Genomic DNA, 20,690 nt, shown 5'->3' with positions numbered 1-20,690 from the left:
ACGATGAAATTAATAAATTCACTCCCATTAGAATATAGTACCGAGCAAAATCAAATAAACATATTAGGTTTTTGGATCTTTTTAGGTGCAGAAATCATGCTTTTCGGAACCCTTTTTGCCTCTTATTTTACACTAGTCAATCGTACTGGCCATGGCCCTACTGGGGCAGAAATTTTCGAGATTACTCCTGTATTAATTGAAACGTTTGTTCTATTAGCGAGTAGCTTTGTTATAGGACTAGCTATTCATGCGATGCGTATTGGACGAAAAACAGCAGTAATCTCATTTCTTGCGATTACACTAATTCTTGGTTTAGTATTTGTAAGTTTTGAGATATCAGAATTCGTACATTATATGCATATGGGTGCAGAATTACAAACAAGCGCATTTACTGCGATTCTATTAACAACTTTAGGTACACATGGAGCCCATGTAACACTTGGATTTTTTTGGGGATTATTTATCATGTTACAAATACGAAAAAGAGGAATCACTCCAGAAATTGCTAATAAAACATTTATCTTTTCACTCTATTGGCATTTCTTAGACGTCGTATGGATCTTCATTTTTAGCTTTGTTTATCTGAAAGGATTGATGTAACATGAAAGAATTATTTCCGCTTAAGCAAGTTAATGGCTTTGCTTTTTCAATGATTCTAACTGGCATTGCACTTGTAGTATACTTTTTCAACTTGTCATTTGTAGTTGGGATGACGATATTGCTTGTTACAGCATTTTTACAAGCAAGTCTTCAATTAGTAGTGTTTATGCATGCAGGTGAAACAAGAGAAAAAGGAGCTATTTATACAAATATCTTTTACGCATTATCAATCGCACTAGTTACCGTATTCGGTACCTTACTCTGTATGGTTTGGGGATATGCCTAATACAATATAAATGATTAATGATCTGGAGCATTAAAATAAACTTGGAGGTAATTTTATGTCAATGACAGCTGTATATGTTATAGGTGGAATCATAATCTTTGTTGTATTCGGTGCTTTTGTTTTAACAGTAAATAAAGGTTATGGGGTAAAACACAAAGTTGATAAAATTGATGATATAAATAGTAATAACATTAATAAAGATAAAAATAATAAATAATTATAACTAATAAAAGACAGCTATTGTTTGAAGTTTTCTATTCAACAGTTTGTTCATAACTAGAATATAATAAATACTTTTAATAAAGGAAAAGGTTTGATCTAATTAAGATTATTTCAAACCTTTTTCACTTTTATATGTTTAATAGGTAAGATTAGTTGTATTATCACTGGAATACTTGCATTTTTTGTAATAAATCTCCTCTAAATCTTTTTAAAGAAATCCAATTTCCCATCTCCTTCCTTTTAAGGCTATATCAATTATTTCTTTTTAGGCTAATTATGCTATTCCTATTTTTTTAATTATAAAAAAGTAAATTATCCATACTAACTTTAAGAGAAATTTTTAGAGGTGTTTATGTTGTTTCGATTTATTTATCAAGTCATCTTAATCGGTCTATGCTCCATACTTTTTGGATATGCCTATAACACTTTTCTTATCCCACATAAATTAGCTTCCGGTGGTGTTACCGGAATTGCATTTATGATTCATCATTTTTTACATGTTAATACAGGTTGGATTGTTTTCATTATTAATATACCTTTATTCATATTAGGTATTAAAAATCTTGGTAAAAGATTTATCCTATTTACTATCTATTCAGTTGTTGTTTTATCTTTTAGTTTAAAAATAATACCCATCCATCCAATAACCAATGATATTTTACTTTCTTCTATTATAGGAGGCGCACTTTATGGAATTTCTGTCGGACTGATCATCAAGCATGGTGGTTCTACAGGTGGGACGGATATAGTTAGCCTGATTCTTTCTCAAAAAAAGAATATGCAGGTGGGATTTTTAAGTGCATGTATGAATTTAATTGTAGTTTGTGCTTCTGGGTTTATATTTGGATGGAATATCACTTTATATACCATGATCACAATCTATGTAGCTGGTCGTGCAGTCGATATGGTCTATACAACACAAAACAAATTAACCTTAAGAATTGTCACTGAGAAGGGAGACGAATTAATAGACGCCCTAATCCATTTACATCTAAGAGGGATTACAGTACATAATGCTGAAGGTGCCTACTCACATAAACCAAAAAAAGTCCTTACAACTGTCATTACAAGATTCGAATTGAATGAAACAAAACATGCCATCAAAATGATTGATCCGAATGCTTTTGTAAACATCTCACAAACCCTTGAAGTGCTGGGACGATTCAGGAAAACATAAGTGATTGTTGCTCAAAATGTGAGTAGTAAAATGGGAGCGGCAAGGAATTGAATATTGTTCCTCCGCCGTTATTTTCCATTTTCGGAGCAAATGCACTTATCATCGAAAGAGTGCCGAAAAAATGAGTGTCCATCTCTAATCGAATTTTATCAATTGAACCATCTAGTAATGTACCTTCAGTTTTTGATCCAGCATTATTGATTAGTAATGTAGTAGTTCCTGTGCAAGATGACGACCTAGGCCCCTATTTGCTCCTGTAATTAATGCTATTTGTTTCGAAATTTCCATTATCGTAATCTCCTCATTTTGTATTATTGTCTACATAATTAGTAATAATAATTTTTTTATTTATTCAAGAACAATCATTCTCAAATAAACAAAAAAAATTTATAGTTTTTTGAATTCTAACTTCTCTTCAAAAAAGCGATAATTCATATTTTTCTATACGTTAAAATTTATTTTCTTATCATGTATATTAATATAACATATTGAGAACGAACGATAAATAATCATTTTTTACCATTCGTTCTAAAATTTTGATTGCAAACTGATTACTGAAAAAGAATTAACTGGGATTAGTTAATTCTTTTTATACACTTATCAATTAGAGAATGAATTAATCTAATATAGATAGTGTCATATCAATTATATTTTTCAACTTATTTTTATCGTTAGTTGTTTTTGTTAATACTCTTAATCCCACAAAAGAATTATGAATAAACTGAGATAATTTTTCTAAATTATGATGTTTAGCAATTTCACCTGAATTTTGTCCAAGAACTAGTAAATCAAAAATAATTTCTTCAGTTTTAGAAAAATTTTGTTCAATCATTTCAGCTACAACTTGATCATGTAAACACAACTCAACTGCACTATTCACTGTTAAACAACCTACTGATTTTTTATCATCATTAGTAATTACTATTTCTAATATACTTCTAATAGCTTCTTTCACAGATAATGATTTCTTAGCATGTAAATTCATATTTTTCATTACATTGTTATTATAAAGTTCTAATGCTTTGATAAACAAAGTATGTTTATCACCAAATGTATCATATAGACTTCTTCTATGAATTCCCATATGATTAACAAGATCTTGCAATGAGGTTTTTTCGTAACCTTGATGCCTAAATAGCTCCATTGCTTTTAGTAAAACTTCTTTTTCGTCATATTCTTTATGTCTAGCCACGTTCGTACCTCCTTTTGAAAGATTATAGCATATTTAAAAATAATCTTTATATATTCAATAAAACCATATTTAAATTTTATAATTAATTACTAATTGTTTTTTAGTAAAATGCTTACTATTTTATCAAAATATAGCATCTTTACAGAGATTCATTACGATTCAATTTTGAGGTTAATAATAAAATTAATGGACAATTCCATTATTATAAAGTTGAGATTTTAATGGATCAATGGGACGAACAAGACGCACCGAAGAATAAGTTGCCAATAAGTTCAATAACTATTTTAACTTTTTGAAAGCAAACCAGCTTTGTAATAATGGTAAAAAGTAGTTATTTACCGTTCATTCTCAATATGTTATATAATATACATGAGAAGAAATTAAATTATAACGTATAGAAAAATAGAGACTATCGCTAGCTTTTTTGTAGAGGAGTTAGGAAAGATTCCCTTTTTTTAGAACGAACATTCTCAAAAAAAACTATTAAATAACTAACTTATATAATTAGAAGTTCCTTTATTTGACGATTAGGTAAAAAAATTGCTACTGAAGAGAGAAAAAATTGTTGAATTGCATTCCACTTGGCTTATTTCCTAATAAACACAATAGCCGAAAATTAGTGGATGGGGTAAAAAATTCTAAAATGGATGTTTTAAATTTTCACATCATTTTTATAATGAAAATGTGGTTTTATTGTCAATAACCTTTTTCATTTAATGTTTCTTTCACTTTATTTTAAAAGCATTTATAAAACCTAATACATTCAAACACTAATGAGGAGTAAAATTAATGGAATTAAGGGAAATAGAATACTTTTTGGCTATTTGTGATGAATTACATTTTACAAGAGCAGCAGAAAAATTAGGAATATCACAACCTGCTTTAAGCCGTCAAATGAGAGCTCTTGAAGATAAATTAGGAGTTCGTTTATTTGATCGCTTAGGTAAAAAAATTGCTATTACTGAAGCGGGAAAAATTTTAAAAGAAGAATCCGATAAAATATTTTCCAATATAGAATTTATCTATGAACAAATTGGAGAGCTTCAAAAAGTAAAAAGAGGAAAATTGATTGTTGGAGTAATGTCTGGGGAGTTAAGTAAGTTAGCTTCTCTAGTATTCTTAGAGCTTCACAGAATGCATCCTTATTTACAAATGAAGATCATTAAGTTAGATAATATTGAAGAAAAAGTTATTCAAAATGAAATCGACATAGCTTTGACACTCTTACCTTTAGAGAATGAACAGTTAAAAAGTATCCCTTTATATAATGAAGAATTATATTTAGCAGTTTCTTTTTCACCATCATTGGGCAAAAAGGGATATTGTTGAATTTGAAGAAATCAAAGACATCAAAGACATTCCACTTGTTTTATGTCCAAATAACTACAGTTGCCGAAGATTTATTGATGGAGTCGCTACGTCTAAAGGATTTGACATTCAGCCAATCATAGAATTAAATGATGCTCATTCTATTTTGAGTATTGTGAAAGCAGGTATTAGAGCTACTATACTTCCTAATACTCTTCTCGCTTCGGCGAATACTGATTCACTTAAAGTTATTAAAATAGTAAATCCTATAATTAGTAAGGAAGTTGCTATTGTACATCACAAAGAAAAGTATATTGGCGCTGCAGCTAGAAATTTCATAGACTTTTTGCTTTCACATTTGAATGAAAAAGGTCTTTATGTAGGAGATACTGAAGATTCCTTAATAAAATCCTGACAGCTTATACAAAAAAACATTCCCCACTTCATGAAGTAAGGAATGTTTTTTTAATGAAGTTTCTTACTGTTGATGTTTAGGTAATTTCAATCGCTGAACACTGCCACCTTGTGTGCCGACAAACAAGTATTCCTCGTCCGGAGAAAGTTGAAGTGTTATAGCATTTCTATTCTCGAGATCCTTGGAAAGATTTGTCCAAGTTTTTCCTCCATCCATACTTTTTAACACACCTCGTCCACCCTTAAGTAGTCCTGATTCATAAAAAGAACCTGAGGCTGCATAAACAATATTATGGTGAGTAGGTGAAACGATAATATCATTTACATACATGTTGAGTTCAGCAGTACCCGCACCTTTTGCCATTTCTAAAGTTTTTCCACCGTCACTACTAATATATAGATGGTTTCCTCCGAGTATTAGATGGCTTGGATTGTGTGAATCAATTGCAATACTGCTTATAGGAACGTTTTGAATTTTTTCAAATGTCTGACCCATATCTTTAGACAAGAATAGACCATCGTTTCCACCTGCCCAAATTCTGTTTGGATCATGAGAATCAGCGGATGTTAAAGCTGTAAATTTGTGTTCTTGCTTAATCTTTTTCCAAGTCTCTCCAGCGTCTTTACTAATATAGATTCCTAATTCATTAGTTCCTGGAATTGTATAAGAAATAACGATTTGCTTGGAGTCGGCCGGGTTAATCAGCATAGCAGTTGGGAGTCCACTATCTACAAATTTTTGATCCCATTTTTCTCCGCCATCTTTACTTTGATATACATTCATAGTCCCAATCGCACTATAGCGTATTTTGTAAACTACATTCGATTCTGTTGGAGAAGTAGCAATTTTAAACACTTGCTCTCCAAATCTACCTTCACCTTCCGCAGCACCCCATTCTGAATCAATCTTGTTTTGAAGAGGTAATGCTGTCATATACGTGTTTGAGTCAGTTGCAGCAATTAACTGATATCCTTTAGAGCTTCGCGAAATAGCTAAGTCGTAAACCGTTGCAGCAGGTATCCCTATTCGTTTATATGATTCACCTTTATCCAGAGTTCCATATATTCCCGCCTGATCAGAGGATACATAAATTGGTCGGTTACCTTTAGGAGAAGACTTACCACCTAACGCAAAATCGATTTCAAATGAATTATACCCAGGAAGAGGTTTTTTCCATGTTTCCCAAGTTTTTCCTTTATCGTGACTAACCAATATTCCATCATAGGCTGTCCCTACATAAATATCCCCTTCAATAATTTCTAAACGAGATACATTATTAAATGGTAGATCGGAGTGAGTAAGTTCTTTCCAATCTTTACCTTTATTATATGAGGCATACAAACCACCACCGAAAGTACTAGTAACTAAGAAATCATCATCTCCTACAATCTCTTTAGTACTTCTATAAGGAAATGGTGGCTGATACAATAGTTCAGATGTAGCTGAACCAGAGAATACATCCTTAAATACGTATAGACCTTGATAACCTGCTGAAATATATAAGTCGTTATTTAGAAGTTTTGCTTTAGTAAGAAATCCCCACCATCCTGGTAGTTGCACCCAATTTAATCCTCTGTCGGTGCTGACATAAACTTCATTCCTCGAAGTAGCAATCAACTTTTGCCCACTATTATCAATTTCTAAATCAGATATTTCTATATCCGGAAAAGATAATGTCTTCCATGATTTTCCTCCGTCTTTGCTGGCTACTATTTTACCAGTATAAGTTAGATCATTGTATTTTGAATTAATTGCCACATATATATTTTTTTCATCTGTAGGATCAACCACTAAATTAGTTGCTACTCCTCCAGCTACAGGGAAATTTCGATACTCATGCCAAGTTTCTGCCCTATCTTCAGTATGGAATAAAGATAGAGTAGATGAAGGTAAAACTGTCATGTTCTTAGAATTTTTCAAATCTATATTCATCAGTCCTGCATTAGAGTATGGCCCAATAGAATTCCAGGTTGAAGCGTTTTCATTTTCTTTTGGTAATTTTTCCAAAAAGCTAGAACCTATTATTGTTGAATTATCATTTGTAGAATTTTTGACAATGGTACTTGCATCAATCCGATATATTCCTACTTCATTTGTTGGAACATTCGCTTTCCACCAACGGTCATGATCTAATACAGCTTCCACTTCAATTGTTTTCCTACTTGGAGTATATACTGTGACTTTTGGAGCTTGTGTCAGATTAACCGGGCTGTAAATATAGGCTGTTGTGTCTTCTACTGTTGATCCAACAGGATCCGGAGATGCAGTAATTTTGAAATGTCTTGCAATTAACTTGTATGGCACGCGTATATGCTGCGATCCTTTTGCAGATTGGATATTACCTTCTACCCAACCTGAGATATTCGCATCTTGATCCGGACGTTTCAAATTAATATTCAACCCAACATTGACCTGTTGACCTGGATTAATATGAATATGTGAAGGGTTCACAGTTACTTTAGCTCCGGATTTTGTATCCTCTTTAATGGAGAAATCCATATCAACGGGTACATCTCCTGGATTATTTAAAGTTAATGATGCGTTTCTATTAATCTCCGAGTCTTTTAAATCAGCTAATCCTAAATTTAATACATTAGGTGAGGCTATTACATTGGTTTCCGCTGCCGCCTTTACATCAAGTCTTCCTGTCCCTTGTGTAAGCACATCATATGATGCTAGTGGCTTAGCAGTCTCTTTTAATGCGCCTGAAATTTCACTAGCATTCCATGACGGCTTAAGTTGTTTCATAAGTGCAGCTGCACCCGCCACATGAGGAGCAGCCATGCTTGTCCCGCTTAATCTTGTATAACCTGAATCATTACTATCTGTCTTAATGTAGGTCGAATTAATTTCGACGCCTGGAGCTACTAAATCAGGTTTAGCTTGTAATTCAGAATTACCGCGCGAACTAAAATTTGCAATCTTATCCGTTATGTCTTTGCCTGAAATCGTAATCTTAACAGGTCCTTTTGCCAGATAAGACTTTAATTCACCAGCTTTTGTTCCATCAATTTTCATAGAAACTAACGATTCTAACTGGCCGTCATCAGTAGAACCTATCATGAATTGATGTTGTGTTTGTAACTCTTCATAGGAATTGAATGTATATTGACTTGGAAGTGTATCCCCTAATTTAAAAACAGGCCCAACTTGCACGGGCTCGAAAAAGATCGCAGCGGCAGCCCCTTTATCTTGTGCAGTAATTGCCTCTGTACGCCCATCTGAACCTAGAGGTAATTGAATTAGGACAATCTTTCCTTTTACATCTACCCCGTTATAATTTTCGACTCCACCATTTCCAACATCTATCAAATCGCTAGTAATTGCTGTTTCAGGAGGATTAGCTGTAAACCCAAGGCGAGTTACGGATAAATTCTCGTCAATTGGTGCTACGATCTTCGCGTCAGGTACTTTAATACCACTTACACTTGCACCGACAGCAAGTACACCTTCAGCCATAGCTGGAGCACCAATGGTACCATAATCAGGGCCCGCATTCCCTGCTGCAGCGACAACAACCACACCAGCATCAACAGCATTTTGAGCAGCTTGTGAGATTGGATCATTTCCATCACCAGGTCCACTTAAGCTCATATTTATGACATCAGCCGGAAATGGATTGTCTGGCGAAATAGCCGCTTCAATTCCTGCAATAATATTAGATGTAGTTCCTGATCCGTTATTATCTAAGACTTTATAGGCTGTGATGGAGGCGTCAGGTGCCACACCTGTCAATTTCCCATGCGCAGCAATGATGCCTGCGACATGGGTACCATGTCCATAGTCATCCATAGGATCATTATCATTGTTGACAAAATCATATCCACCAACTACTTTATGCCCTGGACCAAACGCTCCGCCAAGGTCAGGATGATCATAGTCTACACCTGTGTCAATCACAGCGACTGTGACACCTTTTCCAGTAACTTCTTGATTATTCTGGTCATGCTTAGACCAAACATCAGGAGCACCAATCAATGGGACACTATTGGTTAAGTCTGAATGATATTGCTGATCCTGATAAACCGCTTTTACACCTGGAAGTAAACGTAGGTCATTCACTTTACTTTTTGGTACTTGTAATGAAACTCCATTGAATGTGAACGTATAGTCGTTAGTCTTTTTGAATGGAATCATTTTTTCCTTTATTTCGTCTAACACTTTCCCATGTGACTGTTTTAAATTTTCAATTTGATCTTTTAACTTTCTTTCTGTTGTCCTGGATAAAGATCCTATCTGATCTGATTTCTGCATAATTTGAATCGCAGGCGTATCTTCCATTTCAACTATAACCCGTGTCATCGCATCATCTGGATTAGTCTCTTGCGCCCTACCGATATTAGGATCAATAGTAAATTGGGAATTTAAGACTAAAAAAGCTGAAGCAAAAATACAAGTTGAAGTTCCTACATTAAGCGACCTAGTTCTTTTTTTCATCGATTGCATCACCTTTAACATAAATTTCATTTTAGGATAGCGGAATTAAACCTATAAAAATAGGGGAATTTAGACTATTTAAAATGTTAAGATAATTATATAGTGATATATTATTATGGTAAATGACATTCTAGTTATCATAACGATTCATTTTTGTTATCAATAAAAAAGTTTGGTAACAAAACTATTTCAGCAAAACAAAAAAACCTGTTCTGATACAGGAACAGGTTTAAAGACTGTTAGTTTTATTTGATAAATCCAGAATTAATTACTCATATTATTAATTACATTATTTGGATTATAAATCGAATAATGATCCAATACAATTTGTTTTTTTAATGGAAAAACAAATTTAAGCTTTTTTGATCCAATTGAATAAGTAAGTATTTTTTCCTTATTTGAGGTAGTAACTTCTGAACTAGGTGAACCAAAATAAATTTTTATATTATTAATAGATAAATTTTTTAACTGAGGATCAAAAGAGCGTAATTCAAATATTAAATGGTCTTTTTGATAGCCAACTACTACATTTCTCTTTGTATATGTGTTGTATGTTCCTTTGGCAGCCGCCACATATACACTACTGTCTTCTTTTCCCCATTTTTCTCTTACCTGGTCAATATTGGAATTCATTACATTAAATTCTGCATTGATTATTTTTCCTTCATTAGCCTTCGTCGAAATATTTTTTAAAAGTAAGTACTGCTTATTACTAGTTTCATTGTTATAAGTAACAGCTTTCTTAATTTGTTTATTTAAATTTGTCACATTTACAGTTTGAACTTTATTATTGTTAAGTTTATATTTTTGTTTTAAAGATAGAATTTTATAGACACTTTTATTTATTGTGTCTTCTGATATTTTATGATTTTTAACTGCTGTATAGATGCTATTGTAAATGGTTTTAACATTTTCATTTCCATGTCCTATCAATATAATATTACTCCCGGCATTAATAGAAGTTACTGCTGCATTACTTAAGTTATAGTGTTTAGCTATAGCGCCCATTGACATATCATCAGTTATTACTACCCCATTATATCCATATTGTTTTCGTAAAAGATCTGTTATCACTGACTTTGACATCGAAGCTGGATACTTAGAGTCTACTTTCTTGACTAATATATGAGCTACCATCATCATATCCGCATGATTTTTGATTGCATTATTAAATGGAACTAACTCAAATTTTTTTAAACTTGATAAGTCTTTATTCACTATAGGAAGTTCTAAATGAGAATCTACTGAAGTATCCCCATGCCCAGGGAAATGTTTAATAACAGGAATTGTGTTTCCTTTTTGAATTCCATCCATCATTCCCTCACCAATTTTTGAAACGATACTTGAATTTGTACCAAAAGAACGATCTCCAATTACTGTATTTTTAGGATTACTTTGTATATCGAATACTGGTGAAAAATCAGTATTGAATCCAAAGGATGATAGCTCTTTTGAAATCATATTACCTATATTATATGCGTATTGCATATTATTTTTATTTCCAATCGTTCTAGCAGAAGGTGTATTTAAAACACCTGAAGGCATTCGATTTACTCTACCGCCTTCTTGATCGACAGAGATAAACAAAGGTACCTTGTTATTTTTATTATATGTTTTTATGTCATTTGTTAAATTTACTAATTGACTTGGACTTTTTATATTTGTTCCAAAGAGTATGACGCCGCCTAATTTATAATTTTTTAAAAGTGTATCTGCATTACTTGATGTTGTTCCATCAAAACCTGCGATAATCATTTGTCCGATTTTTTCTTTAAGAGTTAGTTTATTTAGTTCATCAAGTATCGGGTCAGTTTTTGAAACAATTACATTTTTCTTAAACTTAGATACTGTGTTATTCTGACTTTCAATTGCCGTACTTTCATTTTTTTTAGCTTTAACTTCTATACAACCAGATAATAATATGAAACTACTAATAGCAATCATTGATAATTTTTTAATATTGTTTTTCATAATTTCACCTCTAAATTCAATATGATGAAAATGTCAATATTGTCTTCGAAAAAATCATAGCACATAAATGTTTCAAAATTATAAACTTTTTGTATCAAATCTATCATTTAATACAAAGCTTTGATCCAGAAACTGTGTAATAAAAGTTGCACCACATCATCTCAATTACTGTGGCTATTTGAGAATATTCGTTCTTAATTAGAAAAACTCCATTAACCCTCTACAAAAGAAAGGATTTTCTCTATTTTTCTATATTCTAGAAATAGCTGCAATTATTCTCCCCTCATGAATATATTTATAACATTTTGAGAAAGAACGCAATTAAAAATTTTCTCATTCGTTCTTAATTATTAAATAATAAATAATAAGCATTTTTTAATCTATCTATAATTCGGGTTAATAATTGTTCAATAAATATTTTTTATTTATTATCTACAAATAGTTTTTTAGTTTAGTTCACCAATATTAATAAATCAATAAATCCTCTTGCTGCTTTCCCAATATATTTTTGCTTATGATAGACAATGATTACTTTAAAAATAGAGGGATTTTTAATTCTTATTGCTTTCAATTGTCCATTATTATCAAGATTGAAAAGAGTAGCAAAAAGAATGGAAGCTACCTTCCCTGCAATCACTGCTTTAATTATCGCCTTGTATCAGTAGTTTCAATCAAAGGCTTGAGTACAATTCCTTTAGAACCAAAACGTCAACTAATCACTGTCTAAAACAGTGACCATAAGGATATAAGATAAGTGGAAAATTTTGAATTTCGTCTAAATCAATTTCGTTTTGATTAGTTAAAACATGATCTGATTGTACAACCATGAAAAATTCTTCTTTATATAAAAATATTTGATTATACTTTTCATCCGGAGGTGTCATAATAGTCAAGGCTAAGTCTAATTTATTTTGTTTTACTTTTTCTAGTACTTCATGAAATTGATAAAACTGTAATTGTACATGAGGATACATAGAATGAAACTCTAATAAAACCGAGGATGCTATATGACTTAGATCACCAGACAAGGCACCTATCACTAATTTTCCTCTATTCATTAATTGAAGTTCTTGAATTTGATTCTTTGCACTAGTAAGCGTATCGTATACTTTTCTACCATGCTCAAATAATATAGTACCTGCTTCAGTATGTGAAATTTTTTACCTATTCGATCAAAAAGAGGAACACCTATTTCATCTTCTAAAATTTTTATTTGGTAACTCAAGGTAGGTTGTCCAATACCTAGCTTTTCTGCTGTTTTTGTAAAGTGCATTTCATCGCAAATTGCCAAAAAATATTCTAATTGTTTCAATTCCATAGTTTTTCACCATCTTTGTCATTTTCATATTCTGTATATGGAACGATTTTTCTTGTTTTTCTTACAATCTGCAAATACTTAATAACTTAAATTTATAAACTTTTTAAAAGTCATATTAATATCTGATAAATTCTGTAAAAACTATGATATTTCTATTTTAAACATATCATATTAGTTCTTAATTTCTCAAAAAAAGGCAATTCACAAAAGATACCACCGTAAATTATATTTACTCCTAATCGACTTCCTAATTATTCTCAATCATGCAATTATGTTATAACTATTCTGATAAATTAACAATATAATATTTTAGATGATAATGATTAATAAATTAGATGATTTAAAAATAATATATATAATTTGACTTTTGCGAAGGTAAAAAGGACAAACTCACTTTTGGACCCATTATTGAACCCAGTGTAAATATTCCCCTCTCTCTATTGGACTAACTCTAACTTTTCTGGAAATCTTTAATCTTTTTTTCCTTTTAAATTCTTTCATAAAATTTGGCAATAAAAATACCCCGTAATGTTAGATTGAAACTAACTTACGGGGGAGACCTTAAAAACATAACTATTCTGTATCTGACACGATTATCTAAATATCAATTATACAAAGTAATCTTTATGGTTTTACAATAACAGGTATAATTATTTTAAATCCATCATATTCCGCAATGATAACAGCGGTTCCTTCAGCCTTCGTTAGGATCTTATGATCAGTGGTCATTTCCGCTACTTCCGAATTGGAACTAAAAAATTTGACATCAGCTGTAACGTCTTTTATCGTTCCATCGCTTGACATAGCATTAATGACTATATCATTTGTTGAACCTGCTGAATTTACGATATAACTAGGCGAGGAACTTATACCCCTAGTAAATGTAGGATACTTTGCTACAACTTCAACATCAATTGTCTTGGACATTCCAAAAACTGTAGCAGTTATTGTCGTTTTTCCAATAGAGTGAGCGATGATATGTCCATCAGCAGAAATTGTTGCAACTGATTCGTCCGCCACAGTCAATTTTGCTTTGCTATTAAGATTATAACAATCACAATTTCCATCTCTGCCAGGACGACCAAAGAATCCATTAATTGAGATGTCAGTGGACTTATTAGGTTCTAACATTACATTTCTAGTTGTCCATTTATTGTTTTCAGCCCAATATAAATCTACAGGTTTAGTGTTTCTTACCCAAATAGCATCTCTCAAACCATAATAATTGAACCAGATGTATGCTTCACCAGGGCCGACCCATGTAATGACTCCGTTCTGGTCAACAGTTGCTACACTTTCGTCGGAAGATTCCCATTTCCCTTCTGTATCAACCTGAACGATATTATGATCTGTATATTCAGCAAACGCGTTCGCATCAATAGTTCCTTCTTCAGGGTGTAAGATCATCCCATTGCTAGTAGTAGTTATCGCTTCTACTATCTTACCTGCTTCAGGCTGTAATATCATCCCCGAGCCAACAATTCCTACTAAATTTACTGGTCCAGCTTGATCTTGTACTTTTACTGGAATTTTAATAGAAGAAACACCTGGAATTGTTGCACTAACCATCGTTTTTCCAGTTTTCATTCCAATAAATTTCCCGTCTTTAACACTTACAACTGTAGGATCCTCTGTTGTCCACTGGATTGAATTCGATATCTCCCTTTGAGTTCCATCATTGTATTGAGCAAAAACATGAACTGGATAAAGCTTATCTTTTTGAACAACAACATTCAATGAGGAAACAAGTAAGGACTCAATTTTTAAATCTTTGATTGATACTTCATTCCCAGAAAGAATTGAAACATTCAAGATTTTAGTACTTGTGCCGTAGTCGATAAGTACCTGTGTTGTTCCTGCTGCTACTGCTGTAAGAACACCATTCTTAACTGTAACTATGTCTGGGTCTAATGATGTGAATCTTGTGTCTGATGTAACGTCAGATGTTGAACTATCCTTATATTTTGCTTTTACAGAGAACGAATGCGTGTGCTCAGATAAATTAAAGGAGATGTCATTTTCACTAGGAATCAGATCAACAATTTTGTTTACAAAATCTTTAGAAGGTTCATTTGAAACGATAATTGAAACCTGCTTTGAGTATCCAGAGCTATCTACGGTAATCTTTGTTGTACCAGTTCCTACAGCAGTAAGCAGACCATCTTTATTTACTTTAACAACATCAGGATTAGATGATTTATATACCGCATAAGAAGTTGAATTTGATCTGTCTGAATAGGTCGTTTTTACCTCTAATTGCTGCTGTTGATTTACTACCATATTTTTCATATCTGGTGTAACAGAAATTGATTCAGGATTTGGAGCCTGCTTCTGACCGTCTTTATCCGTGACTGCCACCGGGATATCTACAAAGTAACGAAAATTATTATAGATAGCATGCAAGACAGTTGTGCCACTTAATTGACCAATAACTTTTGATTCACCACCATATTTTCGGGAAACTGAAGCTACGTGGAAATTGTCGGAGTACAATTCAACGGAACCTGTTACATCTTCAGTTCTCCCATCACTATAAATCGCATTTATTTTAATAGGCGTTTCTTCACCTAATCCTAAAGAGAGGTTTGGTTGAGAAGCTGTCAAACCAATAACTCTAGGAGTTGTAAGCTTATTGGTGACAGTAACCTCAATTTTAACTGGAGGAAGAACATCTGAACGATAGGAAGCTGTCACAAACGTTTTACCTGTCTTACGTCCAATGATAGATCCTGAATCAGTAACCGTTGCAATGCTGTTATCTTCGACTGTCCATTTGACATCATAAGGATTTACATTTTCAACTAAAGTCATACCACCTTCTGATATTCCATTTGTGAATACTTCGGTTAAATTAACAGGCCAATTTTGTCCTGGTAGTAGTTCAACTGTAGGTTCATCAGTTATAAGCTTTGTAGGCTTAACAACATTAACAAGTACAGCACCAACCAACTTATCATATTTAAAATAAATATATGCTTGGCCGATCCCAACTGGGGTTATTTGACCATCTTTACTTACCGTAGCTACATTTCGATCTGTCGTTGTCCAACTTCCTAAAGAAGTAACCTCTGTACTCCCCAACATGGGGTTCTTTGTCACAGCTCTTACTTGAACTGGCTTATCAGAGGTTTCTAACCTCAACATGTCAGCCGAAAGGTATAGCGCCGATACATTATCAGGAATATCTATTATAGAAGCAAAGAAGTTTATTTGTGGAAAATTTGCGTAAGTTACCTTCATTGAAACATTACCTGGTGATATTCCTTTTAATACCCCTTTTTCAACCATTGCAATTGAAGGATCTCTTGATTCCCAATTAGCTAATTTCGTTACATCTTCCATCGAGCCATCGCTATAAAGCGCTTTCAAAGAAATAGGACGCTCTTTCCCCTCATCTATGTATGTAACTTGATTCGCCTCTAATACAAGCGATACAATTTTTTTACTCTCTGAAGGATTTGACAATTGACTTAACACTTTTGCACTTTTCGTAACATTTACATCTACTTTTAAAACTGCATTACCAAGGCTGAATTGTACATTTGTAGATCCAACATTTACTGCTGTTAGTTTTCCAGTTTCAACAGTTACAACTTTTTTATCTAGTGATGTCCATTTTCCTTCCGCTGTAACGTCTGCTTTACTACCATCTTTATACTCTGCTTCAACCTTTAAATCGTGTTGACTTTGAGAAAGAGAAAGCGAGACCGTTGATTCACTTGGAATAAGTTTTACAATCTCCTTCGCTGTTGGGCTATTAGTTGCTCCAGCTGCCTTCTCAGTTGAGGCAAAAACCAAACTACTGAATAGAGACATGAATAGGGTTAGTACGAGTGTTAAAGATGTAATACGTTTTGTCATTTTTGTTCTCATTTGTTAACCTCCATATTTTGCTGCTGTTTGTTTCTATTTTTCAGATAATCTAATGTTTTCTTATGCATCACCTCTAACGTAAATTGCATTTTAGGATAGTGGAATTAAACCATTATAAAATCGGTAAAATTTAGACTATTCAAAATGTTAAGGTTATTATATGGTGATATTTTTCTTTTGGAAATGACATTCTCGTTATCATAATGATTCATTTCAGTTATCAATAAAGAAGAATGAGGCAAGATTATAGGAGGAAAATCAAAAGAAGTCTGTGTTTTTTAAGTTTCTTTGATGACAAAACAATTTAATTTGTACAATGGTATATTCACCCATTATGATTTTCTTTTTAAAGTGTTATTTTTAGAATAGTTAGAGTATGAAATATCAATACTATCGATATGAAAAAGGTACTAATAATTTTTAGGTGAGGTGATTATGAATGGTCGTATTATTTACGTCGAAAGCTACTGCTTCTGGTGGTCGTGAAGGAAATGTTAAATCAGATGATGGTTTAATAGATTTACTTTTAACAACGCCCTCTGCAAATACTAACAAAGTTGGATCTAATCCTGAACAATTATTTGCAGCTGGATATTCAGCATGTTTTGATGGTGCATTAAACTTTATCGCAAATAAAAATAAGCAGAAAATTGAATCATCAATTACAGCGGAAGTTAGTTTATTAAAAGATGATACAGAAAACCCTTTTTCCCTAGCAGTTACGTTAAATGCACAAATTAAAGGTGTTCCACAAGATGTTGCTGTAGAGCTTGTGAAAGAAGCGCATGGTTTTTGTCCTTATTCAAAAGCTTTAAAAGGTAATGTTGATGTAAAGTTGAAAGTTAAAGTTATTGAATAGGTCAATAGTAACAAGATCTTTTCCAAAAACTTGTTATATAAAACAATATGAAATTGACTAAAAAATTTAAAGACATGCCGTCGTAAAAATTCCTTATAATTTTTTACAGGTAAATAAAAGAGCTAATCAACACCTGTCGATTAGCTCTTTTCCATTTATTGATTTGCTTTTTTAACCCATTCTGCCACTGTAACGGTTCGTTTTGCCTGATGTTTAACAGCAGCTTCTACATCCTCAATCATTTTTCCATCTTGGCCAACAGTAACACTAGTTCCATATGGATTACCTCCTGCTCCAAATGTAACTGGATCAGTGTATCCAGGAGCAGCGACAATTGCACCCCAATGATACATTGTTGTATAAAGTGATAGAATTGTTGCTTCTTGACCTCCATGTGGATTTTGAGCAGAAGTCATTGCACTAACAACTTTATTAACAAGTTTTCCATTGAACCATAACCCACCGGTTGTATCTAAAAACTGTTTCATTTGTGCTGGCATATTACCAAATCTAGTAGGTACACTAAATATAATAGCATCAGCCCATTCCAAGTCATCTAACTTTACTTCTTGTACATCTTTAGTAGCCTCAACATGAGCTTTCCACGCTGGATTGCCTTCTATTACTGATTGTGGAGCAAGTTCTGGGACTTTTAATACTCTTACTTCAGCCCCAGCTTCTTTCGCTCCTTCTTCAGCCCATTTTGAAAGCTGATAATTAGTTCCACCCATACTGTAATAAATTACAGCCAATTTTACATTAGTCATTTTTTTATTCTCCTTATCAGATGCATTTCCAAATAATTTGGATAAGAAACCCATATATACACCACCTATTATGCCATTCTTTTATTTTCTACATTCATTTATTCGAAGTTATCTTCTGATACCAGTTTGCCGCAAACTCGACTTCTTGCATGGTTAATTGATGACCTCTATTCTCCCAATGAAGTTCTACATCCGCATTAGCCTTTTCCAATAAAGATTTTAATTCAGCAGATTCCATAGGAGAACAAATTGGATCATTTGTACCAGCAGCAATAAATACTGTTTTACCTGATAAGTCTGGAAGTTCAATTCCTTTTCTTGGTACCATAGGATGATGAAGAATAGCACCATTTAATGCATTTTGATAGTGAAATAATAAACTTGCAGCTATATTGGCTCCATTTGAGTATCCTAATGCAATAATATTATATCGGTCGAAACCATACTGTTCTGCAGCATCATCAAGAAATTCATTTAATTCTTTTGTTCGGAAAATAAGGTCTTCTTCATCAAAAACCCCTTCAGCTAATCTTTTGAAAAATCTCGGCATTCCATTTTCCAATATATTTCCACGAACGCTTAATACAGAAGCTTCATCGTCAATTATTCCAGCAAGAGGTAATAAGTCTAATTCATTACCGCCAGTACCATGAAGTAATAAAAATGTTGGTTTTGTTGGATCTTGACCTTTATTGAATAGATGTTTCATTAATTATTTCCCTCCATTAGGTTTTTCGATTTATCACCAATTATTACTTAATTATTACCTGTAATTTATAAATGCTCTTTCAAACATTGTATATGGATCTCATTCCAGCTCCATATAATCAGTCAAGTTCTCTTACTTGTATCGGTAGCAAAAATTGCTCAATTTTTGCTCTATGAGGTTCATACTGTGATGGCAACATCAATTTTTCACCCATTGCTTCTTGAGATTCATCATGAGCAAACCCTGGAGGATCTGTCGCAATTTCGAATAGAATTTCACCATGTTCTCTAAAGTAAATGGCATTAAAATAATTTCTGTCTTGAACAGGAGTGACACCATATCCATTGGATGAAACGTACTTTTTCCAATCCAATAGATCCTTGTCATCACTAGCTCGCCATGCAATGTGGTGTACTGTTCCAACACCCATTTGCCCACGTCCACTGCGAGTTATTTTTACGTCGATAATATTTCCAATATCCGCAGTAGAACGATATCGAGCAAAGTCACCTTCTCTACCAACTAATTCAAGTCCCATTACTTTTTCTAACAATTCAGCTGTTTTGTTAGGCTGGGTTGAATATAAAGTTGCTCCACCAAAACCTTTGATAGCAACTTCAGGTGTTACTTCACCGAATGTCCAAGTATTGATATCTCCTTCTTCTCTTTCAACAATTTCCAAGTGAAGACCATGTGGATCATCGAATAGCAAATATTGTTCTCCAAAGCGGTTCATGTTTGTAAAAGGAATATTGAATTTTTCTAGTCTTTTTTTCCAAAATTCCATAGAGCCTTTTGGAACAACATATGAAGTAACTCCTACTTGACCGTCCCCAATGGTTCCTTGATGAGCTCTTGCCCAAGGGAAAAACGTAATAATTGTTCCTGGTTTTCCACCTTCATTACCAAAATAAAGGTGATAAGTACCTGGATCATCAAAATTGACGGTTTGCTTAACCATACGCAACCCTAATATTCCTGCATAAAAATCTACATTTTCCTGTGGATCCCCTACTATTGCTGTGATATGGTGAATACCCATTGTTTTCTTACTCATTTTTCAACTCTCCTTTTAAATTAAAGATTAGCTGTTTTAAAAGACTTAGTAACATTATTTTTATATTAAGAATTATTAATTCAATATATTTTAGAATAAGATTGTATCTAAAGCATATTTACCAGGACCGGTTAAAACTATACTAATAGCCACTACTAGCAAAGTTAAGTTATATTCATATCCATTTGATGTCGCCCATATACCGTTTGGCGCATGAACTTTAATAATTGCCATTGCCATAGTCCCAGCAATCAAAATTCCTGCTACAGGGGTTAAAAACCCAAAAGCAAACAATATTCCGCCAATAAATTCTGCTAGCCCCGCGATTAGCGCAATTGTTACTCCTGGTTTCATGCCAATAGAATCAAACCATCCACCAGTACCTTTCAATCCGTATCCACCGAACCAACCAAATAATTTTTGAGCACCGTGCCCGATGAACAATATACCAACTACCAATCGAATCAATAATAAACCTATATTTATCATATTAACTCCT

At 33.0% G+C, this 20,690-nt stretch carries 18 protein-coding genes; 7 read left to right on the top strand and 11 right to left on the bottom strand.

The annotated features are described in order from the left end of the window. Positions 1 to 3: 3 nt before the first annotated feature. The 4 genes from qoxC to COI44_RS01765 all read left to right on the top strand — a co-directional run bounded on the left by qoxC (position 4) and on the right by COI44_RS01765 (position 2,285). Entirely contained in the window at positions 4 to 600 is a 597-nt protein-coding gene (qoxC, locus tag COI44_RS01780) for a cytochrome aa3 quinol oxidase subunit III (RefSeq protein ID WP_098426386.1), read from the top strand. A 1-nt stretch (position 601) separates the two neighbouring features. Then, positions 602 to 886, top strand: coding sequence for a cytochrome aa3 quinol oxidase subunit IV (gene qoxD, locus COI44_RS01775; protein ID WP_098426385.1), 285 nt, complete (start codon positions 602 to 604; stop codon positions 884 to 886). Between the two features lie 55 nt (positions 887 to 941). Continuing rightward, entirely contained in the window at positions 942 to 1,103 is a 162-nt protein-coding gene (ytzI, locus tag COI44_RS01770; RefSeq protein WP_098426384.1) for a YtzI protein, read from the top strand. Positions 1,104 to 1,463: 360 nt separating this feature from the next. Continuing rightward, positions 1,464 to 2,285: a YitT family protein gene (locus COI44_RS01765; protein WP_179886975.1), complete on the top strand. Its 822-nt coding sequence runs from the start codon at positions 1,464 to 1,466 to the stop codon at positions 2,283 to 2,285. Here the strand turns inward: COI44_RS01765 and COI44_RS24420 are convergent. Next, positions 2,272 to 2,487 (bottom strand): Rossmann-fold NAD(P)-binding domain-containing protein, encoded by a 216-nt coding sequence (locus COI44_RS24420; RefSeq protein WP_353616001.1) that lies wholly within the window; start codon positions 2,485 to 2,487, stop codon positions 2,272 to 2,274. The two genes, COI44_RS01765 and COI44_RS24420, sit on opposite strands and share 14 nt — an antisense overlap. A gap of 414 nt (positions 2,488 to 2,901) precedes the next feature. Continuing rightward, the gene (locus tag COI44_RS01760) at positions 2,902 to 3,477 is read right to left on the bottom strand and encodes a TetR/AcrR family transcriptional regulator (protein ID WP_098426382.1); all 576 of its coding nucleotides are present in this window, start codon (positions 3,475 to 3,477) and stop codon (positions 2,902 to 2,904) included. 789 nt (positions 3,478 to 4,266) lie between these two features. Between COI44_RS01760 and COI44_RS01755 the strand changes: the two genes are divergently transcribed. After that, the gene (locus tag COI44_RS01755) at positions 4,267 to 4,806 is read left to right on the top strand and encodes a LysR family transcriptional regulator (protein ID WP_098426381.1); all 540 of its coding nucleotides are present in this window, start codon (positions 4,267 to 4,269) and stop codon (positions 4,804 to 4,806) included. Continuing rightward, complete coding sequence (locus COI44_RS01750; protein WP_098426380.1) at positions 4,799 to 5,200, top strand: LysR family transcriptional regulator substrate-binding protein; 402 nt, start codon at positions 4,799 to 4,801, stop codon at positions 5,198 to 5,200. Before COI44_RS01755 ends, COI44_RS01750 begins: the two co-directional genes overlap by 8 nt. 63 nt (positions 5,201 to 5,263) lie before the next feature. Here the strand turns inward: COI44_RS01750 and COI44_RS01745 are convergent, their stop codons facing one another. The 5 genes from COI44_RS01745 to COI44_RS01720 all read right to left on the bottom strand — a co-directional run bounded on the left by COI44_RS01745 (position 5,264) and on the right by COI44_RS01720 (position 16,799). Then, positions 5,264 to 9,637, bottom strand: a complete 4,374-nt coding sequence (locus COI44_RS01745) for a S8 family serine peptidase (RefSeq protein ID WP_179886974.1) — start codon at positions 9,635 to 9,637, stop codon at positions 5,264 to 5,266. Positions 9,638 to 9,901: 264 nt separating this feature from the next. Then, positions 9,902 to 11,608 carry a beta-N-acetylhexosaminidase gene (gene nagZ / locus COI44_RS01740; protein WP_098426378.1) on the bottom strand — a complete coding sequence of 569 codons (1,707 nt, stop codon included), beginning with the start codon at positions 11,606 to 11,608 and terminating at the stop codon, positions 9,902 to 9,904. Positions 11,609 to 12,324: 716 nt separating this feature from the next. Further along, a complete protein-coding gene (locus COI44_RS01730) occupies positions 12,325 to 12,648 on the bottom strand; it encodes a substrate-binding domain-containing protein (RefSeq protein WP_179886973.1) in 324 nt (107 codons plus the stop codon). A gap of 17 nt (positions 12,649 to 12,665) precedes the next feature. After that, positions 12,666 to 12,926 (bottom strand): LysR family transcriptional regulator, encoded by a 261-nt coding sequence (locus COI44_RS01725; protein ID WP_098233770.1) that lies wholly within the window; start codon positions 12,924 to 12,926, stop codon positions 12,666 to 12,668. A 624-nt stretch (positions 12,927 to 13,550) separates the two neighbouring features. Further along, complete coding sequence (locus tag COI44_RS01720) at positions 13,551 to 16,799, bottom strand: Ig-like domain-containing protein (RefSeq protein WP_098426375.1); 3,249 nt, start codon at positions 16,797 to 16,799, stop codon at positions 13,551 to 13,553. Between the two features lie 439 nt (positions 16,800 to 17,238). Between COI44_RS01720 and COI44_RS01715 the strand changes: the two genes are divergently transcribed. After that, a complete protein-coding gene (locus COI44_RS01715; protein WP_098426374.1) occupies positions 17,239 to 17,658 on the top strand; it encodes an organic hydroperoxide resistance protein in 420 nt (139 codons plus the stop codon). 155 nt (positions 17,659 to 17,813) lie between these two features. Here the strand turns inward: COI44_RS01715 and wrbA are convergent, their stop codons facing one another. The 4 genes from wrbA to COI44_RS01695 all read right to left on the bottom strand — a co-directional run bounded on the left by wrbA (position 17,814) and on the right by COI44_RS01695 (position 20,680). Then, positions 17,814 to 18,479: an NAD(P)H:quinone oxidoreductase gene (gene wrbA, locus COI44_RS01710; RefSeq protein WP_098426373.1), complete on the bottom strand. Its 666-nt coding sequence runs from the start codon at positions 18,477 to 18,479 to the stop codon at positions 17,814 to 17,816. Between the two features lie 40 nt (positions 18,480 to 18,519). After that, positions 18,520 to 19,134 (bottom strand): alpha/beta hydrolase, encoded by a 615-nt coding sequence (locus COI44_RS01705; RefSeq protein ID WP_098426372.1) that lies wholly within the window; start codon positions 19,132 to 19,134, stop codon positions 18,520 to 18,522. Positions 19,135 to 19,252: 118 nt separating this feature from the next. Next, positions 19,253 to 20,191 (bottom strand): ring-cleaving dioxygenase, encoded by a 939-nt coding sequence (locus COI44_RS01700; RefSeq protein ID WP_098426371.1) that lies wholly within the window; start codon positions 20,189 to 20,191, stop codon positions 19,253 to 19,255. A gap of 90 nt (positions 20,192 to 20,281) precedes the next feature. Beyond that, entirely contained in the window at positions 20,282 to 20,680 is a 399-nt protein-coding gene (locus COI44_RS01695) for a DoxX family protein (protein WP_098426370.1), read from the bottom strand. Positions 20,681 to 20,690: the final 10 nt, after the last annotated feature.

This window comes from Bacillus sp. AFS088145 (assembly GCF_002564465.1).
In the GTDB taxonomy this organism is placed as follows: Bacteria; Bacillota; Bacilli; order Bacillales; family Bacillaceae_G; genus Gottfriedia.
Note: the sequence above shows the minus strand (reverse complement) of the source record. Positions and strands in the feature narration are given on the sequence as shown.

What these genes read in the sequence shown, in the direction of transcription:
- nagZ (WP_098426378.1), bottom strand. Translation starts at nt 11,608, where the DNA reads ATGAAAAACAATATTAAAAAATTATCAATGATTGCTATTAGTAGTTTC.
- COI44_RS01695 (WP_098426370.1), bottom strand. Translation starts at nt 20,680, where the DNA reads ATGATAAATATAGGTTTATTATTGATTCGATTGGTAGTTGGTATATTG.
- qoxD (WP_098426385.1), top strand. Translation starts at nt 602, where the DNA reads ATGAAAGAATTATTTCCGCTTAAGCAAGTTAATGGCTTTGCTTTTTCA.
- COI44_RS01715 (WP_098426374.1), top strand. Translation starts at nt 17,239, where the DNA reads ATGGTCGTATTATTTACGTCGAAAGCTACTGCTTCTGGTGGTCGTGAA.
- COI44_RS01720 (WP_098426375.1), bottom strand. Translation starts at nt 16,799, where the DNA reads ATGAGAACAAAAATGACAAAACGTATTACATCTTTAACACTCGTACTA.
- COI44_RS01755 (WP_098426381.1), top strand. Translation starts at nt 4,267, where the DNA reads ATGGAATTAAGGGAAATAGAATACTTTTTGGCTATTTGTGATGAATTA.
- COI44_RS01725 (WP_098233770.1), bottom strand. Translation starts at nt 12,926, where the DNA reads ATGGAATTGAAACAATTAGAATATTTTTTGGCAATTTGCGATGAAATG.
- qoxC (WP_098426386.1), top strand. Translation starts at nt 4, where the DNA reads ATGAAATTAATAAATTCACTCCCATTAGAATATAGTACCGAGCAAAAT.
- ytzI (WP_098426384.1), top strand. Translation starts at nt 942, where the DNA reads ATGTCAATGACAGCTGTATATGTTATAGGTGGAATCATAATCTTTGTT.
- COI44_RS01705 (WP_098426372.1), bottom strand. Translation starts at nt 19,134, where the DNA reads ATGAAACATCTATTCAATAAAGGTCAAGATCCAACAAAACCAACATTT.
- COI44_RS01745 (WP_179886974.1), bottom strand. Translation starts at nt 9,637, where the DNA reads ATGAAAAAAAGAACTAGGTCGCTTAATGTAGGAACTTCAACTTGTATT.
- wrbA (WP_098426373.1), bottom strand. Translation starts at nt 18,479, where the DNA reads ATGGGTTTCTTATCCAAATTATTTGGAAATGCATCTGATAAGGAGAAT.
- COI44_RS01700 (WP_098426371.1), bottom strand. Translation starts at nt 20,191, where the DNA reads ATGAGTAAGAAAACAATGGGTATTCACCATATCACAGCAATAGTAGGG.